This is a genomic window from Croceitalea sp. W27 (assembly GCF_055693185.1).
The window spans coordinates 664,494-684,681 of the sequence record NZ_CM146327.1 but is presented as its reverse complement, the minus strand read 5'-3'; the positions used below and the strand labels follow the sequence as shown (position 1 = coordinate 684,681).

General features: G+C 37.6%; 16 protein-coding genes. All 16 read right to left on the bottom strand.

Annotation, left to right across the window (positions count from 1 at the left end; translation table 11 throughout):
• Positions 1-7: 7 nt before the first annotated feature.
• The 16 genes from ACZ1GR_RS03185 to ACZ1GR_RS03110 all read right to left on the bottom strand — a co-directional run bounded on the left by ACZ1GR_RS03185 (position 8) and on the right by ACZ1GR_RS03110 (position 20,184).
• A complete protein-coding gene (locus tag ACZ1GR_RS03185; RefSeq protein WP_472610798.1) occupies positions 8-1,339 on the bottom strand; it encodes a M28 family peptidase in 1,332 nt (443 codons plus the stop codon).
• A gap of 1 nt (position 1,340) precedes the next feature.
• Complete coding sequence (locus ACZ1GR_RS03180; RefSeq protein WP_472610797.1) at positions 1,341-1,964, bottom strand: TMEM175 family protein; 624 nt, start codon at positions 1,962-1,964, stop codon at positions 1,341-1,343.
• A 9-nt stretch (positions 1,965-1,973) separates the two neighbouring features.
• A complete protein-coding gene (locus tag ACZ1GR_RS03175; protein ID WP_472610796.1) occupies positions 1,974-3,164 on the bottom strand; it encodes a nuclear transport factor 2 family protein in 1,191 nt (396 codons plus the stop codon).
• A 73-nt stretch (positions 3,165-3,237) separates the two neighbouring features.
• Positions 3,238-4,668, bottom strand: a complete 1,431-nt coding sequence (locus ACZ1GR_RS03170) for a pyridoxal phosphate-dependent decarboxylase family protein (RefSeq protein ID WP_472610795.1) — start codon at positions 4,666-4,668, stop codon at positions 3,238-3,240.
• A 171-nt stretch (positions 4,669-4,839) separates the two neighbouring features.
• Positions 4,840-5,268 (bottom strand): hypothetical protein, encoded by a 429-nt coding sequence (locus ACZ1GR_RS03165; protein ID WP_377766509.1) that lies wholly within the window; start codon positions 5,266-5,268, stop codon positions 4,840-4,842.
• An 83-nt stretch (positions 5,269-5,351) separates the two neighbouring features.
• Entirely contained in the window at positions 5,352-7,070 is a 1,719-nt protein-coding gene (locus ACZ1GR_RS03160) for a receptor L domain-containing protein (RefSeq protein WP_472610794.1), read from the bottom strand.
• A 7-nt stretch (positions 7,071-7,077) separates the two neighbouring features.
• Complete coding sequence (locus ACZ1GR_RS03155; RefSeq protein ID WP_472610793.1) at positions 7,078-8,892, bottom strand: Kelch repeat-containing protein; 1,815 nt, start codon at positions 8,890-8,892, stop codon at positions 7,078-7,080.
• Between the two features lie 108 nt (positions 8,893-9,000).
• Positions 9,001-9,636: a response regulator gene (locus tag ACZ1GR_RS03150; protein WP_472610792.1), complete on the bottom strand. Its 636-nt coding sequence runs from the start codon at positions 9,634-9,636 to the stop codon at positions 9,001-9,003.
• Positions 9,633-11,561 carry a tetratricopeptide repeat-containing sensor histidine kinase gene (locus tag ACZ1GR_RS03145; RefSeq protein WP_472610791.1) on the bottom strand — a complete coding sequence of 643 codons (1,929 nt, stop codon included), beginning with the start codon at positions 11,559-11,561 and terminating at the stop codon, positions 9,633-9,635. The genes ACZ1GR_RS03150 and ACZ1GR_RS03145 overlap by 4 nt, the downstream gene beginning before the upstream one ends.
• A 200-nt stretch (positions 11,562-11,761) precedes the next feature.
• Positions 11,762-13,573 carry an acyl-CoA dehydrogenase family protein gene (locus ACZ1GR_RS03140; protein WP_472610790.1) on the bottom strand — a complete coding sequence of 604 codons (1,812 nt, stop codon included), beginning with the start codon at positions 13,571-13,573 and terminating at the stop codon, positions 11,762-11,764.
• Between the two features lie 14 nt (positions 13,574-13,587).
• Positions 13,588-14,778: an acetyl-CoA C-acyltransferase gene (locus tag ACZ1GR_RS03135; protein ID WP_472610789.1), complete on the bottom strand. Its 1,191-nt coding sequence runs from the start codon at positions 14,776-14,778 to the stop codon at positions 13,588-13,590.
• Positions 14,779-14,816: 38 nt separating this feature from the next.
• Positions 14,817-15,164 carry a four helix bundle protein gene (locus ACZ1GR_RS03130; protein WP_472610788.1) on the bottom strand — a complete coding sequence of 116 codons (348 nt, stop codon included), beginning with the start codon at positions 15,162-15,164 and terminating at the stop codon, positions 14,817-14,819.
• 37 nt (positions 15,165-15,201) lie between these two features.
• Positions 15,202-17,607, bottom strand: a complete 2,406-nt coding sequence (locus tag ACZ1GR_RS03125; protein ID WP_472610787.1) for a 3-hydroxyacyl-CoA dehydrogenase/enoyl-CoA hydratase family protein — start codon at positions 17,605-17,607, stop codon at positions 15,202-15,204.
• A gap of 9 nt (positions 17,608-17,616) precedes the next feature.
• Positions 17,617-18,066 carry a MarR family winged helix-turn-helix transcriptional regulator gene (locus ACZ1GR_RS03120; protein WP_377766500.1) on the bottom strand — a complete coding sequence of 150 codons (450 nt, stop codon included), beginning with the start codon at positions 18,064-18,066 and terminating at the stop codon, positions 17,617-17,619.
• A gap of 106 nt (positions 18,067-18,172) precedes the next feature.
• Positions 18,173-18,415 carry a hypothetical protein gene (locus tag ACZ1GR_RS03115; RefSeq protein ID WP_472610786.1) on the bottom strand — a complete coding sequence of 81 codons (243 nt, stop codon included), beginning with the start codon at positions 18,413-18,415 and terminating at the stop codon, positions 18,173-18,175.
• A complete protein-coding gene (locus ACZ1GR_RS03110; RefSeq protein ID WP_472610785.1) occupies positions 18,415-20,184 on the bottom strand; it encodes an AMP-dependent synthetase/ligase in 1,770 nt (589 codons plus the stop codon). The genes ACZ1GR_RS03115 and ACZ1GR_RS03110 overlap by 1 nt, the downstream gene beginning before the upstream one ends.
• Between the last annotated feature and the right edge of the window lie 4 nt (positions 20,185-20,188).

The following is a 20,188-nucleotide window of genomic DNA, read 5'->3' as shown; positions in this document are numbered from 1 at the left end:
TTTTATTTTATCTAAAAATTTTATTAGGAAAAACCACCATGCTTTCATGGCCGTCTGCTCCCACCGAGGCCACGCCAAAGAAGTAATTATCGATAACTATTCCATCAAGTGCGGCTTCTATAAGGTTGCCTACATATCTTGAATTATCCCAGGTAGGGGAAGTAGTCTCTCGCCAGTAAATTTTATATCCCTTGGCACCATCAACCTTATTCCATTTTAGTTTGGCAGAAGGTTCTACAATACCTCCTATTTCAACGGTTTCCGGTGCAGGTGGCGCCCATGCAATAGAAGCCAGATTAATGGCATTTACCGCTGTGAGTTTTTTTGCGTATTCAAAATTCACATGTTCCAACACATCTCCGTAGGCAATACCGTTTTCTACCCGAATATCTTGGTGCTGCTGTGTATAGTTTTCATGTGATTCCATGATTCTGATTCCTGCATACCCAGCATCGTTAAAAGGGCGATGATGTCCACCGCGACCAAACCTGTCTAATCTGTAAATCATGGTCGGGTTCATTTCGGGCATATACGTTTTTGTAGTTTTATGAACATAACGAGCAAGTTGACGTGAAATGCCATCTACCTCACCTCCATAAAAACGTCTAGCTCGGCGCTGTCTTTCGGTTTCGGTTGGGGGTACAGGCTCGGAGAAAATACGAAAGTCACGATTACTTACCACACCATCTACTCCTTTTATGTTACCGATCATATCGTTGTTGATAATACCAATAATGTCCCAACCTTTTTCCTTAGCGAAGGCAGCCAGCCCTTTGCCTCCAAAAAGACCCTGTTCTTCCCCTGATAGACCTAGATAAATGACGCTGCTTTCAAATTTATATTTTGAAAGTACCCGTGCAGCCTCAATCGTGCCGGCCATGCCACTTGCATTATCATTTGCCCCTGGTGAGTCTGACTCGAAGTCAGTAGGGTCGCTAACCCTTGAATCGATGTCGCCACTCATAATGATATATCTATTCGGATATTTGGTCCCCTTTTGTATTGCTACTACATTTACGACCCAGACATCTTTAATAATGCGTTGGTTCTCTCCTTTTTTAACGAGGTCTTTTTGATAAAAAACAGTAAGGCAGTTTGAGCAATCAGCAGAAATTTTATCGAACTCACTTTTTATCCACCTTCTCGCTGCACCAATACCTCTTGTTTCTGATATGGTATCACTTAAGGTATGTCTGGTACCAAAATTTGCCAAGGTAGTAACATCGCTTTCTATTCGTTCAGCTGATACGGCATTAATGATATCATAGATTCGAGAATCTGTTTGGGCCGTTAAATTTAGGCCGATAAACAATAGCCCGATAAAAAGTAGTTTCTTCATTCTAACTGATTTTAAATTTTTTGAAAAATAGATAGCTGTGTAGTGCGCAAAAAGGGCCTAGTAGGCTATAGATGATACCTGGTAAGCCAAAATTTAATCCAATTTGTACGTAAGCGACGCCTATTGAAAGCAGTGCCACTGCGACAAATATGGCGAAATGGCGCGTATAAAAAAGCAATGTCATGGCCTGCTCTAAATGTCTGGTCTTTTTAAATGCTCTAAAATACATTAGGGACAAACAAATAAAAATAAGCGCAAAGCCTATTCCGTAGAGCTCAAAGAGGCTGGCAAGTTTATCTGGAGTCATCCCCTTGGTCATAAACCAAGAATTGATTAATGATTTTAATGGAAATACGTAATATAATACAACAAAGAGCAAAACAGCGTTAATCGCAATAATGGTATTGTCCATATAATCCGTTCTTCTAAAAAAGTTATAATGGAGATACCAGAGCATTACAAGTACAAAAAAACTTACTGCAAAACTTATAAAGGACTTAAAATCTACTTCGATGATAGAATCAGAATTCTCTACGCCGAGCGAAACTACCAGCAGCGTTGCAGCAAAAGCAAAAACCGCATCACTGAAAGCTTCAATTCGAGAAATATTGTGTGCAAATTTCACCTAGGAAAATTACTGAATAAATGTGACTTTGGAAATTTTACCGTTTTCTACTTCATAAATAGCGACGGCGCTAAAATTTCTACCATTTGCGGTTATGTATTCTTCATCGATAACCTTGTTTCCGATGACTATTCGATTTATAATTTTACAGTTCAGGTCTGGAGTCGATTCAAAATAAGCTGCGTAACTTTCGCGCATTTTCTCTTGCCCTTTAAACAATTCCTTATCAGGAAAATTTACAACTATTACGGAGTTTGTATAGGTAGCCATAAAGGCATCAATATCTCGGGCATTATAGGCGTCTAACTGTTTTTGGACAATTTTAGCCGGCGATTCCTCAGCTACAAACGCTAGTCTTTTAGAATTTTCACTGACAGCAATTCGGCTTATGTTATTAATCTCTTGTTCTTTAAAAACTTGTATAGGCTCCCATTGTGCATCTGATTTTGGATGAATTCTTAGAATGGATTTATCATAGCCGGTTAGGATACTACCATCGTTCAACCAACAAATGTCCTCAGATTTTTGAAATGTATTTGCTATGTTTTGTGTCGCCCCGGTAATAGGGTTCAACGATTTTATTTGCCAAGCCTTACCCGTTTTACTCACAAAACTTATTAAATCAGAATTGGGAATTTTTGAAAGACTTCGACCTACATTTTTCTGAATAGTGTAATTGGTTTTATCCTTTAGGTTACTAACAACCAAATCCATTCTGTTTTCAATCAAAACGGTTGAAACTAAAATATGATCAGTATACCAAACGTGATACCCAACTTTCAGATCTTTTAAAATTGGTTTTGAATTTCCGTTTCGGATATCGTATTCATAAAGTCGTTGCAAGCCATCTAAATCTAAACGAATGGCAGATACGGCATTTTTATTCGGAATTTTTAATGGAGAATACTCGCTTCCCGTAGGGGTATCCGTAATCCAAGAACTAATGCTACCTGCTTCAATATCGAATAATCTAATATCCGTTTGATCTGACCTTGTAGAGGCAAACAGAATAGCTGTATCATTAAGAAAAGATGGCTGATTATCATAACCATCGTTGTTGGATATATTTTTTGGATTAGACAGAAGTACATTGTTGCCTTCAATGCTTAAGTCAAAAACATATACCTCAGTGCTAGGTTGGGCATTCAATAAAAACGAAAAACCTAAAACAAGGCACAACCCTATTTCTTTTAAAATCATTTTAAGACATAATTAATTGCGATGAAACCTCTAGTTACCATATGAAGATATCATTTTTTACGCTAACCACAGATTACTTTATTGTGAGCGCAACTTCTTTTATTTTACTTAAAAGCGCTGTTAGATGATGAATGGTCGTAAATGGATTCATTAAAGAAGTCCTGAGATAATGAACTCCCGAAAGTCTAGTTTGCACTAAGTAGAACTCTCCATCTTCTAATAGATTTTGGCGTATTCTTGCATTCAAATCGTTTAAATCTTTATCATTTTTTGAGGAGTCTAGATATCTAAAACAAAGAATATTGGACATGGGAGAAGCGGCTAGTTCAAAATTTGGGTCGGCAACAAGAATTTCCTCAAAGTCTTTGGCCAAATCATATTGTCGTGTCACATACTCATTGAATACTTTTTCGCCATAAAATTTAAAAAGAATGTACCAGTGCATACACATCATGGTTTTGGTACACTCAAAAGTCTTTTTACCACTATTTATCCAATCTTCTTCAACTTCATCATTTAACAAATAGTCAGCTTTTTGGCTAAAGGTATGCTGTGCATGTAATTTATTCTTAAAAAGCAGGGCTGTGGTAATAGTAGGCATTAACATCATTTTATGCCCATCGATGACCACGGAATCAGATTTTTCTATGCCACTTAGCAAGTGTTTATATTTATCTGAAAAAATAGCTGCACCTCCATGTGCGCCGTCTACATGAAACCATATATCTTTTTCACTGGCAAAATTGGCTATTGCGTTTAAATCATCATAAGCTCCTGTTGCCGTAGAAGGTGCGCTACCTACAATAGCAAAAACCTTAATTCCTTTTTCCGTTGCCGCTTGGTATGATACTTCTAATTGTGAAATATCCATCGAAAAATTGGTTTTAGATGGTATTTTTACAATACCTTTTTCACCCAAGCCCATAATTTTTGCTGCTCTGTCTATGCAGTAATGCGCCTGTTCACAAACCATAATACCTAAAGGCTTATTATAACCTTCATTCCAAATATCATGAGGAATTTTTGCTTTTCTAGCAGATAACAATGCAGTTAAGTTGGCCAAAGTTCCTCCGGAGGTCAATAAACCACTTGATTGGTCATCATAACCTATTTTATCACAAATAATACCCGTGACCACTTTCTCTATAGCAGAAGGTGCCATACCCATTTCATAAACCGCCATACCATTATTCAAAAGGGCACTTGTCATTGCCGTAAGCAAGGTTATTGGGGCCGGTGCGGATACTTGATGCCCAACATACTTAGGGTGATGTGTATGTGTTGTACGGTTCAGTATTTCAGGAAAGAAATCGTCTTCTTTTCCTTCTTTTAAAAAGGTTTTCCAAAATAGTAACTCTTTGTCAGGTGTATTCCAGGTTAAAGTTTTTGAGCTTTTACCGGTCGTAGTTTTGGAAATATGAGTAGTAATTTCTGTAAGTAATTTTTCTCCCTGCTTTTTAAATTCTTCGGGAGAATATAGTTTTTTTAATAAAGAATTGCCCATATCACAAAATTAAAGTCTTAGTCGCGGAAAGTAACGTATATATACAAAAAAACCGCCTTAATTAAAGCGGTTTTTACAGTCATTGTCTCGTGCTACTTGAAATGGTCAAATATGATAATTCTATTAATCAGTAATATTTATTCTATGAATTACTGTATATCTAAGTGCTTATTATTCTGTTTCAAAATCAATCTTAGCCTCAATATTAGAAAGGATGGTATTGGTATAGTTACCTTTGGCTGTAACATTAATTTTAATGGCGCGTTTTGAGTAAACACGCACAGTTACTTTGTCTGCATTATCAATAAGCACTACCCGAACCAATTCTCCCCAACTCCAAGCTGAAGCTTTTGCTTTGCCAATAATCATATAGGTGGCATCATCAATCTTTTCTGAAGATTCAATACTAAGACCCGCCTCTGTTGTAGCTTCTCGTGCGTATTTTACCATGTTTTTATAAGGGGCTTCGTAGGTTCTAGATTCCCCGGAATGTAATGGTGCACTACGTATTTTGTTAATCTTATTTTGTTGGGCGCTTGTAGTTTGTAGCCCTAAACCAAAAATTAGAAATAGACCTATTAAAATTAAATTCTTTGTCATTTTTTAAGTTTTTTAAATGTTGAAAATGAAGCGGCGTTTTATAACTGCTGATTATAGATTTATGAAGTTTTCTTTGAATTGTATTAACGTTTGCAATCCCCTGCTGCAATCATTCTAATGGTGGGGTTATAGGCGTTATCCCTAATAAGGATATCCTGACCTTCTTCACCTTCTTCGAGAGCTATTTTTGCATAGCCAATAAGGCTACAAAAATTGGAGAGCTTCTCGTTTTCAGATATGTTTATAGATCCGTTTCCAACGTTTTCAAGAACGGCTAGTCCAAAACTCGTTAAGCTGGGTTGAACCGTTATAACTATTTGATTAGCATAAGTTAAGTTGTTTGCTTCAAAGTTTTCTAAACTATTATTGTTTTGTAGCAATATGCCGTCACTTGTTCTAAGTTTAGGGAAACTGATTGTTCTAAGTTTATCTAAGTTAGTTACTCCAATAGAGCCTTCCTCAAGCGTATCGAAAGCATTAAAGATCGTTAACGCCGGATTTTGATAGATTCTAAGGCCATTCTTTAGAATGTTAATTTCATTAAACCCAGTTATTTCAAGAAGATTTGGATTTGTTGCAATCTGAACGAATTGTACATTTTTGAGATTGTCAAACCCTTTTATAGTTTCAAGATCTTTATTGCCTTCTATGATAAGTTCAATTTCCACACTTTCTAGAAGGGAAAAATCGGAAAGTTCATCTAAGCTATCATTATTAAATATGATAAGGTTTCTGGTACGCTTTAATTGGCTCAATGCGCTTAGGTCTTTTAGATTTTTGTTCTCCAATATGCTAAGGTCTCCTAGTATGGTCTCAAGATTATTTAGACCATTTAAACTTGATAAATTTTCGTTTTGATCAATCGTTACGAAATCACCAACCTCTCGAACATTTTCTAAACCAGCAAGGTTAGTTAAGCTGTTGTTTTCTGCTATAAACAGTTGTCCTCCTACTGCTGCTACATTAGCAAACACCGATAGATCGGAAATTGCAGGATTGTTTATAATTTCTAAATTCCTTTCAAGAGAATTACTCGCTTTAATGCCCTCTAGACTACTTAAAACGGTATTGTTTGCTATAGATATACCGATATTGAAATCACGGACACCTTGGAGTGCTTCAACTTGTTTTAAAACAGGATTGTTGATTATGGTTAAACTACTTGCGTTTATCAGATGATGTAAACCAGTTAAATCAAAAAGATTTGTATTGACTATTAATAGCCCTTTTTCGATATGATTAAGGTTTGCCAGTCCGGTAATATCAATGTTTTCACCATTTAATTGTAATGACCCGGTTACACGGGTATACCCTTCTGTGGAAAATATAGCTGCGGTTGCTTGATCGCTTATGACATAATCTCCCTCAAATACTTTTTCATACACTTTAAAACCACTTAAATCCGATAGGCTCGTTGCGCCTTTTGAATCGGTGGATTGTATTTGCCAGTAGTAAGTTTCTCCTGTTATTAGGCGTTCTAAAATGAAATTTTCCACTTCAATTTCTGTGGCTAAAACCTCTAAAGCAGTAGGGTCTTGACCAAACAACAAGGTATATTTTAAAGTATCGTTCTCGTCGGGATCCTTACCTTCCCAGCTAAGCATGACCTCCAAAAATTGCTGCACGACTTCATCATTTATAGGGCTAACAATTTCGACTTTTAAGGGTGCCGCATTATTTGCTCTTTCATCGTTTTCTTCAACAATTATTTCTGGTTCTGGAGCTATTGTAATTGTTTCTTCTTTTGAGCATGATAGGCATGCAAAGATGCCTATCATGATTGCTATATTACTTTTTTTCATTGCCTTATTAGTTTTGTTCTATTGTCCACACGTCATTGTAAGCTGCTGTACCATTATTATCACCGGCAATAACCCAGATTTTATTATCGAACACTACAGATGTATGGGAAGAGCGAGCACCAAACCCTAGATTGGAATTCGCTTGGATCCAATTAACACCGTCATCACTATACCATGCATCATTTGTTCTACTACTATTTTCTCTACGTCCTGCTATTAGCCATAGCCTATTATTAAATACCACAGTAGAGTGCAAAACACGCACATCAAATTCTGCCTCAGATGTAACTAAACTCCACGTAATACCATTGGTAGAACTATAAATATTCTTGCTAAAGCCTGCTATATACCACATTTTGTTTTGAAATACCGATGCCTTGAAGCCTCTACAACAAAAATTGGCATTGTCTTGAAGTAATGTCCATGTGACACCATCTTCACTACTCCAAACTTCATTGTCAGCAGTAGATGACGCATCTCGCCCGCCAATTAAAAACAACTTATTATCATAACTAAGAATTTGGGGAATGTACCGTGGTGTAAATTGCGCAGAGGCTGTAGCTTCCACCCAGTTTTCCCCATCTTCGGTATACCATACGTCATTTTTAAGACCTGCATCGTTAAAAGCAGATCGCCCACCTATTACCCACATTTTGTTATCAAAAATCACAGAGGCGTGTTCCCACCGTTTTCCAAAAGGTGCAGTTTCAGTTACCAAGGTCCAATTCTCTCCATCATCACTAGACCAGACATCGCTATAGGAGTTTCCACAACAGCCAACACCAGCAATTACCCACATTTTATTATTAAACACCACTGAGGTATGCCCGTACCTAATATTAAAATCAGCAGATTCAACAACTTGTGTAGCACTAGCCATACCGCGTGTTACAAAAGAACGTACTTCGCTTTCCGTTTCTCCTTCTTTACCGTCCGAAGCAATGATTTTCCAATAGTATCGGGTTTCATTTTCAAGATCTTGAGCTATGGTATAATTCGTACTAGATATGCCCTCTGCTATTTTGGTTGATGGGTTTGCATCGGTATCTAAAATAACATCATACGTAACCGCATCATTATCTGGATCTGAAACAGTGTTCCAAGACAGATTTGGTTTAAGAGGAAGATTTTGAGTATTGTCTTCAGGGGTAACCAGTACAGGAACTGTTGGTGCAACATTGGTTGAAAATACAAAAATTTCACTAGTAGATTCACCACCACGACCGTCTTTTGCAACTACTTTCCAGTAATAGGTAGTATCCAATTCTAAACTAGTCGTAAGTGTATGCGTTATTGGAGTTTGCTCCGAGCTAATAAGTGTGGTAGGGTCGGTAGTGGTATCTAAATAAACATCATAGACAACAGTATCTCCGTCAGGGTCTGTGGCTTGCTCCCATGTAAGTTCCGGTAGTAAGACGACACTTTTTAATTGATTTTCTGGCGTTTTTAATACAGCGGATAGTGGTGAGCTGTTTGGTTCTTCACTTGTAGTAAATGAAAATGTTTTCTCAGTACTTAACCCCTCTGAATCTTTTGCTATTACTTTACCAGAATATGAGGTGCTATAATCTAATCCATCTTGACTTATTGTTCTTTCCGAACTATTGGCAAGAATGTTGTTTCCATCTAATTCAACCGAGTAACTTACAGTATCGCCATCTGGATCTGTAGCTGTCGTCCAGTTTATAGTTACCGTATCTAAATTAACAGACGTAGTTATGGTAAAATCTCCTGGTGGTCTGTTTTCTGGTTCTGAAGAGGAATCTTCTTTACTACAGCCTAAAACGACTATTAGTGTAAAAATTGATAGAATCTTTTTCATTTTTGTTATGGTTTCTAATTATGAAGCCAAGGTCTAAAATGAAGGCAAGCGGCATATCAGTAAAAAGACGGAAAAAGATATATAGGGTTTACCCTAGGTTTGTGATAGTTAAGAGATAAGTCCTGCATTCATAGCCGCCTTTATGAGGCCTGCAGTATTTTTTGCACCAAATTTGGATAATAGGTTTGTTCGGTGACTTTCTATAGTTTTTATACTTACGAACAGTTTTTCCGCAATCTCGGCATTGGTGAATTCTTCAGAGATATGTTGTAGAATTTCCTTTTCTCGACGGGTCAGTTTAGGGATGGAAGTTTTAGGTTTTGCAACTCCTAAAGATTCTTGCAATAAGATATTTTCAATTGACCTTGGTAAAAACTGATTGCCCTTACTGACACTTCTTATAGCCTGGGTCAGTTCGTTTTTATTGGTGTTCTTTAATAAGTAGCTTTTTGCCCCGTTACGGAGCATGTTCTTTATAAATCCGGACTCGTTGTAATTAGAAACCGCTATGACATACATTTGTGGATACTGCTCCGTTAGAATCGCACAGAGTTCAATACCATTGGCCGTTTTTAAGTTTATATCTAAAAGAAGCACATTTGGCCTCATTTTTCGTAAAGCTTCTTGACATAAAACAGGATTGGTCCAGCTACCAGTTACCCGAATGTCATCAAACTCGGAAAGCATGGTCGCTAAACCTTCTAAAATCATTTCATGGTCATCTAAAATACCTACTTGAATCATGTGATATTAGCTTTGGAGAGGGTGATGGTGAAGGTACTTCCTTCACCCGAGGATTCTATGTTGAGATCCCCTTTTAAAAATGCAACCCGAGAAGCGATGTTTTGGAGACCGATTCCGTTTTGGGAGATTTTAGTGTCAAACCCCTTTCCATTGTCCTCAATGACCAATTGAGTGAATTCTTCGGTATGATTGAGTTGAACTAAAGTTTCCGTAGCTTCGGCGTGTTTTACGATATTGTTCAACAATTCCTGAACAATACGGTACAGGGCGGTTTCCTGTTCCGTTGAAAAGTTGGGGACCTGGCCAAAGGTTTGAAAATCAATGTCCATTTGGTGGGCCAGTTGAATTTTTCTCAAATGCTGCTGTATGGCCTCGTTGAGGTTAAAGTTCTGTAGGGATGGTGGCGCTAAATTGTGCGAAATGCGACGTACCTGATCAATGGCATTATCAAGCATGCCCAATGTATTTTCAACAGTCTCCAGTTCGCCTTTATTTAGTTTTTTGCGACCTAAGGAGTCAACCTTGAACTTGATTACAGATAAATCGCCATTGATACCATCATGCAGGTCTTGTGCCAACCGGATTCGTTCTTTCTCTTCACCGGAAACCAGTGACTCCAATCGAATGATTTCATGTTGGTTTTTGAGGTTCGTAATTTCTTGTTCCTTTCTTTTTTGGCCCTCTTTGTTCAACCAAAAGCTAACAGCTAAAATTATTGCCAAAACACCTCCCAAACCACCCCAAAGGGCCAATTGCCGCTGTTTTTCTGCCAGAGAAAGTTCCTGTTTTGCAATGGTCATTTGTTGTTCGGCAATTTCACGTTCTTTTTTTTCCGAATCATATTTAATTGAAATATCATTAATTCTTTCCTGAAGCTCAATATTTTCAAGGCTATCTCTGGTGAGATGGTGACGATCTATATAATCAAAAGCTTTTTTTGCATTACCACGTTTCGCTTCAAGAGCGCCATAGTAGTAGTACATAGTATTTTCTCCTGAGAGATTTCCTGACTTTTTGAAAATGTTTGTAGCATCATCCAACAGTTTTTCAGCTTGGTTTAGTTTCCCCGTTTCTATATAAACATTTGCTAAATCAGAAAGAGACCCTGCTATCGTTTGTTCGTTACCCATTTTCTTTCTGATACTCAATCCCTTTTCTAAATAAGGAACGGCACTTTCATAATTTTCATTAAGAACATGCACAATTCCAATATTTCTATATTGGTAGCCCATTAATCTCATGTTTCCAGTCAGTTCTGCAATGTTTAAAGATTTTTTAAAATAATACATTGCTTTATCTATGCTATCTTGCTCTTTTAAAGCAATACCCAAGCTATTATATGCTATTCCCAGATTGTTGGAATCTTTTGCTTTTATAGAAAGCTTTATTGACTTTTTATAGGTTTCCTTTGCTTTTTCATATTGGCTAGTTTGACGGAATACAATACCCATCCCATTCAATATTTTACCCTGTTGCTTAATATCTGTTTTATCCAAGTATGACAGGGATTTTACATAGTTTGAAATAGCACTTTCATATTGACTTAAGTATACGTTCAAAGAAGCAAGTTGATAGTATCCAGTGCATAAGCCACTACTATCGTTCTTACTTTCTTTATAGTTAATATACGTTTTTATAGGGGCAATTCCATCTGCATAATTACCATTCATTCTTGCTATAACAGCTTTGTTCAAAATGGAAGACATTTCCATTTCTTTATTGTTTAACTGGTTACTTAAAAAAAACAAAGAATCATTGTAAGTGGTTGAAAGTTCAATATCAATATTAATGTACTCTTTTGTTATTGCATCAAATAAGGAAAGTTTTTCGCCAATTGATTTGACATTTTTTAGGGCTTGTATGAGACTATCTGTCTTACGCTCTTGAGAAAAAAGCTGACTGAATATAGATAATGTTAATAACAAAAATATTTTAATTTTAAAACGCACGTTTTGAGTATTAAGTTGTTTATCAAAAGTAGAACACTTAAAAGATACGTTTTTACGGGTGAAATGCTAAAAATAAAATTAGGGTTAACCCTAGTGTTCTATTTAGACAAACCAATAAACAAAAAAACCGCCTCAATGGAGGCGGTCTCTTCAGCTTCTGTCTCAAGCTATTTGAATTAGTCAAAGGTATACCCATTATCGGCAGCGACTTTATCCGCAATTTGAGTGCGCAATGCTACTACGTTGGGTTGATTTGTATATTTCGTAAAACGTTTAAGGCCCATTAGCATCATTTTTTGCTCGTCACCTTCGACGAATGATACAATAGCTTCTTTTCCTTTTTGAACAACTGTGTCCGTAGCTCTATACAGATAAAGTTTAGACATTGCAATTTGGGTAGCCTGAGCTTCTTCACCAAAGCGTTTGGCATTCTTTTCGGTTCTCAGTATAGCGGATTCCGCTAAATAAACCTGAATTAAAATATCTGAAGCTGACATCAACAATTGCTGATGCTCTTCTAATTTAGGCCCAAACTTCTGTACTGCACTACCAGCCACCATCAAAAATACTTTTTTAAGCCTTTTGATTAGGTCTTTTTCTTCGGCGAAAAGTTCCGAAAAGTCCGGGCTATCAAAAGAAGGTATTCCCATTAGTTCTTCACCAACTGCTGTGGCCGGACCCAATAAATCAACATGGCCTTTCATAGCTTTTTTAACCAGCATTCCAACAGCTAACATTCTATTGATTTCATTGGTACCCTCGTAAATTCTAGAAATCCGGGCATCTCTCCATGCAGATTCCATCGGGGTATCTGCGCTGAAGCCCATTCCCCCAAAAATTTGGATCCCTTCATCAGTGGTTTGTTGCACGTGTTCTGAAACTGCTACTTTAAGAATAGAACATTCAATGGCATACTCCTCTACGCCTTTTAATTCGGCCTCTTGATGTGTATTTCCTTCAGCTTCTCTTATCGCGATTCTATCCTCAATATTTTTGGCAGCTCTATATGACGCTGATTCATCTACATAAACGTTGGTGGCCATATCAGCGATTTTCGCTTTTATAGCACCAAAATTCATAATAGGCGTTTTGAACTGAATACGTTCGTTTGCATATTTGGTCGCTTCATTAATCACCCTTCGTTGCGCATCTAAACAAGCGGCAGCTAGCTTTATTCGCCCAACGTTTAAAGCATTCATAGCTATTTTAAAGCCATTGCCACGCTCAGATAGCATGTTCTCAACAGGTACTTTAGTTTCGTTGAAGAAAACTTGACGTGTAGAAGAGGCATGTATACCTAACTTTTTTTCTTCATCGCCAAGAGAAATTCCATTTGATGGGTCATTCTCAACAATAAAGCCTGTAATATTTTTATCATCACCGATACGTGCAAAAACAATAAATAAGCTGCAAAAACCAGCATTGGATATCCACATTTTTTGACCTGATATCAGATAATGTTTACCATCTTCAGAAAGAACTGCTTTTGTTTTACCAGAATTTGCATCTGAACCTGCACCAGGTTCGGTCAAACAGTAAGCACCGAACCATTCGCCAGAGGCTAATTTTGGAACATATTTTTGTTTTTGTTCTTCTGTGCCGTACAAGGTAATGGGCATTGTGCCAATACCGGTATGTGCACCAAAGGCTGTGCTAAAAGAACCAGTTGCGCCAGAGATATAATCACAAACTAACATGGTAGAAACAAATCCCATTCCCATGCCACCGTATGATTCTGGAACAGCCACGCTTAGTAAACCAAGCTCGCCAGCTTTGCGCATGGTTTCTTCAGTGAAACCATAATCCTTATTTTCAAATCGTTCCCAATGCGCCCAAAGCTCCCTATCTACAAACTCCTTGGTGCTTTCGCGCATCATGCGCTGCTCTTCATTTAAATCTTCTAACGTAAAAACATCTTCACAGTTTGTTTCTTTTACAAGAAATTGTCCTCCACGAAGAATTTCTTTTTGCATTGTATCCGTACTCATAACTATTTTTTTATCTAATTCAAAAATTCAAAAATTCCAGCAGCTCCTTGACCAGTTCCAACGCACATCGTAACCATACCGTATTTTCCTTGCATATTACGTTTACGCATTTCGTCAAACAACTGAACAGACAGTTTGGCTCCAGTGCAACCTAAAGGATGCCCCAGCGCAATGGCACCACCATTTACATTAACGATGTCTTGGTTTAGACCTAATTCACGTATAACTGCTAAAGACTGCGAAGCAAAAGCTTCATTAAGCTCAATAAGTTCAATGTCATCTTGCTTTAAGCCGGCTTGCTTCAGCGCTTTGGGAACTGCGGCGACCGGACCTATGCCCATAATTCTTGGCGGAACACCCGCTGCGGCATAATTCACCAGTCTTGCAATCGGTTCTAGGTTTAGCTCTTTCACCATTTCTTCACTCATGACCATTACAAAGGCTGCGCCATCACTCATTTGAGATGAATTACCAGCAGTAACACTACCATTGGCGGCAAAAACAGGACGTAATTTGTTCAATACCGTTGTTGAAGTTCCTTTTCTGGGACCTTCGTCTTTAGTCACTGTATACTTCTTGGATGTTTTCTTGCCATCAGGCCCTATAAAGGTTTGTTCTACTTCAATAGGCACAATTTGCTGTTGAAAACGGTCTTCGGCTTGTGCCTTTAAAGCTTTCATGTGCGAGTTGTAGGCAAACTCATCTTGGTCTTCACGAGTCACTTTGTATTCTTGAGCTACTGCTTCTGCAGTATTTCCCATTCCCCAGTAGTAATCCTCATGACCTGCTTTAACAATGTCATAATTTAATTCCGTTTTATACCCCGTCATAGGTACTGAACTCATGCTTTCAGCGCCTCCAGCGATGATGCAATCTGCCATCCCTGCCTGAATTTTTGCTGTTGCAATACCAATAGTCTCAATTCCTGAGGAGCAGAATCTGTTTACCGTTACACCCGGAACATCAACAATGTCTAATCCCATTAAAGAAATCAAACGTGCCATATTCAAGCCCTGCGACCCTTCAGGCATAGCGTTGCCAACAATAACATCGTCTATCCTTTTTTTATCCAATTGGGGTAGCTCTTTCATCATGTGTTCAATAGTCTCCGCGGCCAATTCGTCTGTTCTTTTAAAACGGAATACACCTTTAGGAGCTTTGCCAACCGCTGTGCGATATCCTTTAACTATATATGCTGTTTTCATTTGCTATTAGTATTGAGTAAATAGATTTTAGTACTGAGTTATAGTTTCTGCTGAAATGAATAATTCATTTTTTGTAGTTCAATACAATTATCTATTAATGGTTGTACTTTTTCTTTAGTTAATAGTTTTAATTCAATTGTAAGTGTTAATTGGGTTTGAAGCTCATAAGCAGAGCCATTTGTTATACTCAAGAAATGTTTAAACTCTTTATTAGAATTTCTACCAGCCCCTTCAGCTATGTTAGAAGGAATTGATACTGAACTTCTTTTAATTTGAGAGACCAGTCCGTATTTTTCATCTTTTGGCAATTCAGAAATAAGCAAGTAGACCTTTTTTACGAGTTCTATTGCTTTTCTCCAAATTTTAAGATTTTCAACTTTGTGCATCTCAGTTCTTAATTACTCATTTCTCAATACTACGAAACTAGTTTCGCAATGGTTTACCAGTTTTTAACATGTGCTGAATACGCTCTAATGTTTTACGTTCGGTACAGAGCGATAAGAACGCTTCTCTCTCAATATCAAGAAGGTATTGTTCAGAAACGTAGGTCGGTTCAGATAAATCACCACCTGCCATAACATAAGCTAGCTTATTTGCGATTTTTTTGTCGTGCTCACTAATGTAATTGCTTGCTTCCATAGAATCAGTTCCAACTAAAAACATACCTAAGGCCTGCTTACCGAGTACCTTAACATCTTTTCTGGTTGGTGGTTTTGTGTAGCCCGCTTCAGCCATTAATTTAGCATGCGCTTTGGCAGTCGCGATTTGTCTGTCTTTGTTAACTACAACAATATCTTTTCCTTTTTGAAGAATACCTAGGTCATAAGCTTCATAGGCTGAAGTGGATACTTTTGCCATTCCAATAGTTAAAAAGTACTCTTGCAAAATATTTAATTCAACATCACCCTTTCTAAAAGAATCTGATGCTCGTAAAGCAAATTCTTTAGAACCTCCACCACCAGGAATAACTCCAACTCCGAACTCTACTAGACCAATATATGTTTCAGCTGCAGCAACTACTTTGTCTGCATGCAATGAAAGTTCACAACCTCCACCTAAAGTCATGCCATGTGGGGCAGACACCGTCGGAATAGACGAATAACGCATGCGCATCATGGTATCTTGGAACATTTTTATGGCCATATTTAGCTCATCATACTCTTGCTCGACGGCCATCATGAAAATCATTCCGATATTGGCACCAACAGAGAAATTAGCAGCCTGATTACCAACTACTAGACCTTGATAATCTTTCTCGGCCAAGTCAATGGCTTTGTTTAATCCGGCCAAAACATCGCCACCAATGGTATTCATCTTAGATTGGAACTCAACATTTAAAATGCCATCTCCTAAATCTTCGACAACCACACCGTTATTTTTAAAGACTTCTTTTGATTTTCTGATATTATCTAAAATGATGAAGGCATCCTGTCCAGGAATTTTAACCATCTCTTTTTTAGGAATATCATAGAAGTAAGTAGCACCATCTTTTACAGTGTAAAATGAAGTAATGCCTGTGGCTTTCATTTCTGCTACCCAAGAGGCAGCCTCTTGATTTTCAGCAGCAATAAACTCTAAACCTTTATCCAATCCTACAGCATCCCATATTTGGAATGGGCCATGTTCCCAACCGAAACCAGCCTTCATAGCGTCGTCTATTTTATAGAGGTCGTCGGTGATTTCTGGAATACGATGTGAAACATAAGCGAATAGCGCACCAAAACTCTTACGATAAAACTCCCCAGCCTTATCTTTTCCTCCACATAAAACAGCAAATCTATCAACTACATTATCAATAGTTTTCGTAAGCTCCAATGTTGCAAACTTTGCACCTTTTTTAGATCGATATTCCATCGTGTCCAAGTCAAGTGTCAAGATTTCAGTCTTACCCTTGGCGTCTTTTGATTTTTTGTAGAACCCTTGCCCAGACTTGCTGCCCAGCCATTTGTTTTCCATCATTGTGGAGATGAAATCTGGTAGGGAAAATAAAGCATGACGTTCGTCATCTTTACAATTTTCTGCAATTCCATTAGCAACATGTACTAAAGTATCCAAACCAACTACATCAACCGTTCTAAACGTCGCTGATTTTGGTCTACCAATAACCGGACCTGTAAGTTTATCGACCTCTTCAACGGTCATACCCATTTCCTTAACCGCATGGAAAAGGCTCTGAATACTGAAAATACCGATACGGTTACCGATAAAGGCTGGGGTATCTTTGGCCACTACCGAGGTTTTACCTAAGAATTGCTCTCCATAGCCGTTTAAAAATTCCAATACTTCTGAAGAAGTTTTGGGACCTGGAATAATCTCGAATAGTTTTAAGTATCGTGCTGGGTTAAAAAAGTGCGTTCCACAAAAATGCTTTTGAAAATCATCACTTCTGCCCTCGCTCATAAAATTGATAGGAATACCGGAGGTGTTCGATGTAATTAAGGTACCAGGAGTTCTATGTTTTTCTAAATTCTCAAAAACTATTTTTTTAATATCCAGTCTTTCTACAACCACCTCAATAATCCAGTCTACAGCAGAAACTTTAGCAATATCATCTTCTAAATTTCCAGTAGTGATTCTACCAGCAAATTTTTGATGGTAAATAGGAGAGGGCTTTGATTTTAATGCAGCTGTCAACGAATCGTTTACTAAACGATTACGAACTACTTTGTCTTCAAGAGAAAGACCCTTAGCTTTTTCTTTGTCATTTAATTCTCTAGGGACAATGTCAAGCAATAAGACCTCAACACCAATGTTGGCAAAGTGGCAAGCGATGCCACTTCCCATAATACCAGAACCAATGACGGCTACTTTATTGATATGCCTTTTCATTTATACGTGTTAATTAGTTGTTGTTTTTGAGTATATTTTTTTGTCTAAAATCAATTTATTGATAACCTCAATGGTATTGAAAAAACCCGTTAAATCTTCTTCTGAAATATCATCTTTTACGGCCTCATTAAATCGAAGTACTACTTCTTTCGAATCTTTTCTTTTCGCAAGCCCAAGCGATGTTAAATGAATTAACACGCCTCTACCATCATTCGGGTTGGGTCTTCTTTCGATATAGCCCTTTTCTTCAATACTTTTTAATATTCTAGAAAGACTGGTAGACTCCATACCCATTTTTGGCCCAAGCGCTGTACTTGGTGTTCCTTTTTTCGGGTCAATACTTAACAAGGTAAAACCTATTGCCATGGTGAGGCCATAGTTTTTAGCTTCTTCGTTATACATTTTGATAACTGCCTGCCAGGTTGCTCTTAAGGCATAGTCGATGGTTAAATCTTTCATAGAATAAAAATCGATACCAAATATAGGAAAATTTATTATGCATGCATAATAAATTTAAAGATGAAAATGGGTGTTTTGTATAAAGAGTACATTGAAACTTTAAGGCTTACCCGACCTCTCTTTTCCTAATTTCTTTATTAATTAGAAAAGCAAATAGCAACGGTAGTAAAACTGATGGGAATAACAATGCTGGTGTTATGGCTAGAAAGATACCATCTTTTCCATTTCCTATTCCATAAAGGCTTACCCCAATCAAAAAACAAAAAAGTATAACACCTACGATTGCAATTCCCAAGAGAACTCCCAGTAAGGTTTTTAGTTTTTTAGTAGTATACTTTTCAAAATCCATTAATGATTGTAAATATCGTTATACAGTTCGATGTACTTTTCTTTTACAATTTTTCTTCTAAGCTTCATTGTAGGTGTAAGATGACCGTCATCAATACTCCAAACATCGGGGGTAAGTCTAAACTGTTTTACTTTTTCCCATTTTGCAAAGTCTTCATTGGCCGAATCTATTTCTTCTTGAATTCTGTCTATAACTTTTTCATTCAGCACAATATCTGAATTTTCACCAACGGATATGTTGTTTCTTTCTGCCCAAGAATATAAAAATTCAAAATTAGGTTGTATCAAAGCAGCAGGCATTTTTTCTCCTTCGCCTACGACCATAATCTGGTCAATAAAACGAGATTGTTTAAATCTGTTTTCTAAAAGTTGAGGGGCGACGTATTTACCACCTGAAGTTTTGAACATTTCTTTTTTGCGGTCGGTAATTCTTAAAAATCCATCGTCATCTATTTCACCAATATCCCCAGTATGGAAATATCCATTTTTAAGAACCTCAGCTGTCTTTTCAGGGTCTTTATAATATCCCATCATTACGTTCGGTCCTTTACAAAGAATCTCCCCATCTTCTGCAATCTTTACTTCTACATCATTTATGATGCGACCTACCGAACCGATTTTCCAACCTTTGCTTTCTTCTTGATTTACTGAGATTACGGGAGAGGTTTCCGTTAAACCATAGCCTTCCATTACTGGTATACCCGCTGCACCAAATACTCGGCTTAACCTGGTCTGCAATGCTGCACTGCCAGAGACCATCGTAGTCAGATTACCACCGAGACCTTCTTGCCATTTGCTAAACATTAGTTTTCGGGCCAGACCTAGCTGTTTTTCGTACCACCAGCCATTTTGACCATACGGTTCATATTTAAGCCCTAGTTCAACGGCCCAAAAGAATAATTTTTTCTTGATGCCTTCGAGGGCGGTTCCTTTCGCGATGATGGAATCATATACTTTTTCAAGCAATCTAGGTACTACCGTCATCACTTCTGGTTTGACCTCTTTTAGATTGTCACTTATTTTATCCAAGCCCTCAGCAAAATGAATTTGAATACCGCAATACTGATATAAGTAAAGTATCATACGCTCGAAAATATGACAAACTGGTAAGAAGCTAAGGGAGCTGTCCCCCGCTTGGAAGGGAACTCGCTCTTTACTCGCAATAACATTCGATACAATGTTGTTGTGCGACAACATAACCCCTTTTGGTCTGCCAGTTGTGCCAGAGGTGTATATTAAAGTGGCCAAGTCTTGAGGTTGTACGGCAGCTTTTCTAGCCTCAACTTCGTCTTGATTACTGGTGTCTTTGCCTTTTTCTAATACTTTGCCCCAATTTTCACAATTGGGTAAGTCATCAAAGGAAAACACATCTTTTAATTTTTTCAGTTTACCACTAATGGCAAGTACTTTATCTAGAACTTCTTGGCAAGAAACAAAACAATATTTTGCTTCTGAGTGATTAAGCACATATTCATAGTCGTCTTCTGAAATTGTAGGATAGATAGGCACGTTTTGAGCCCCTACTTGTAAAATGCCAATATCACAGATATTCCACTCCGTTCTATTTGTCATCGAGATGATGGCAATTTTATCATTTGGTTTGACACCCAATCGTAATAAACCCCTGCTTATGGCATTTGCCTGATTTATGTACTCTTGGGAGGAGGTAGACACCCATCTCCCATCTATTTTGGATACTAGAGCCTTTTTTAAATTGAATTTTTCTAATTGATAATAAGGAAAATCGAAGAGTCTAGTTACCGTTTGCATACCA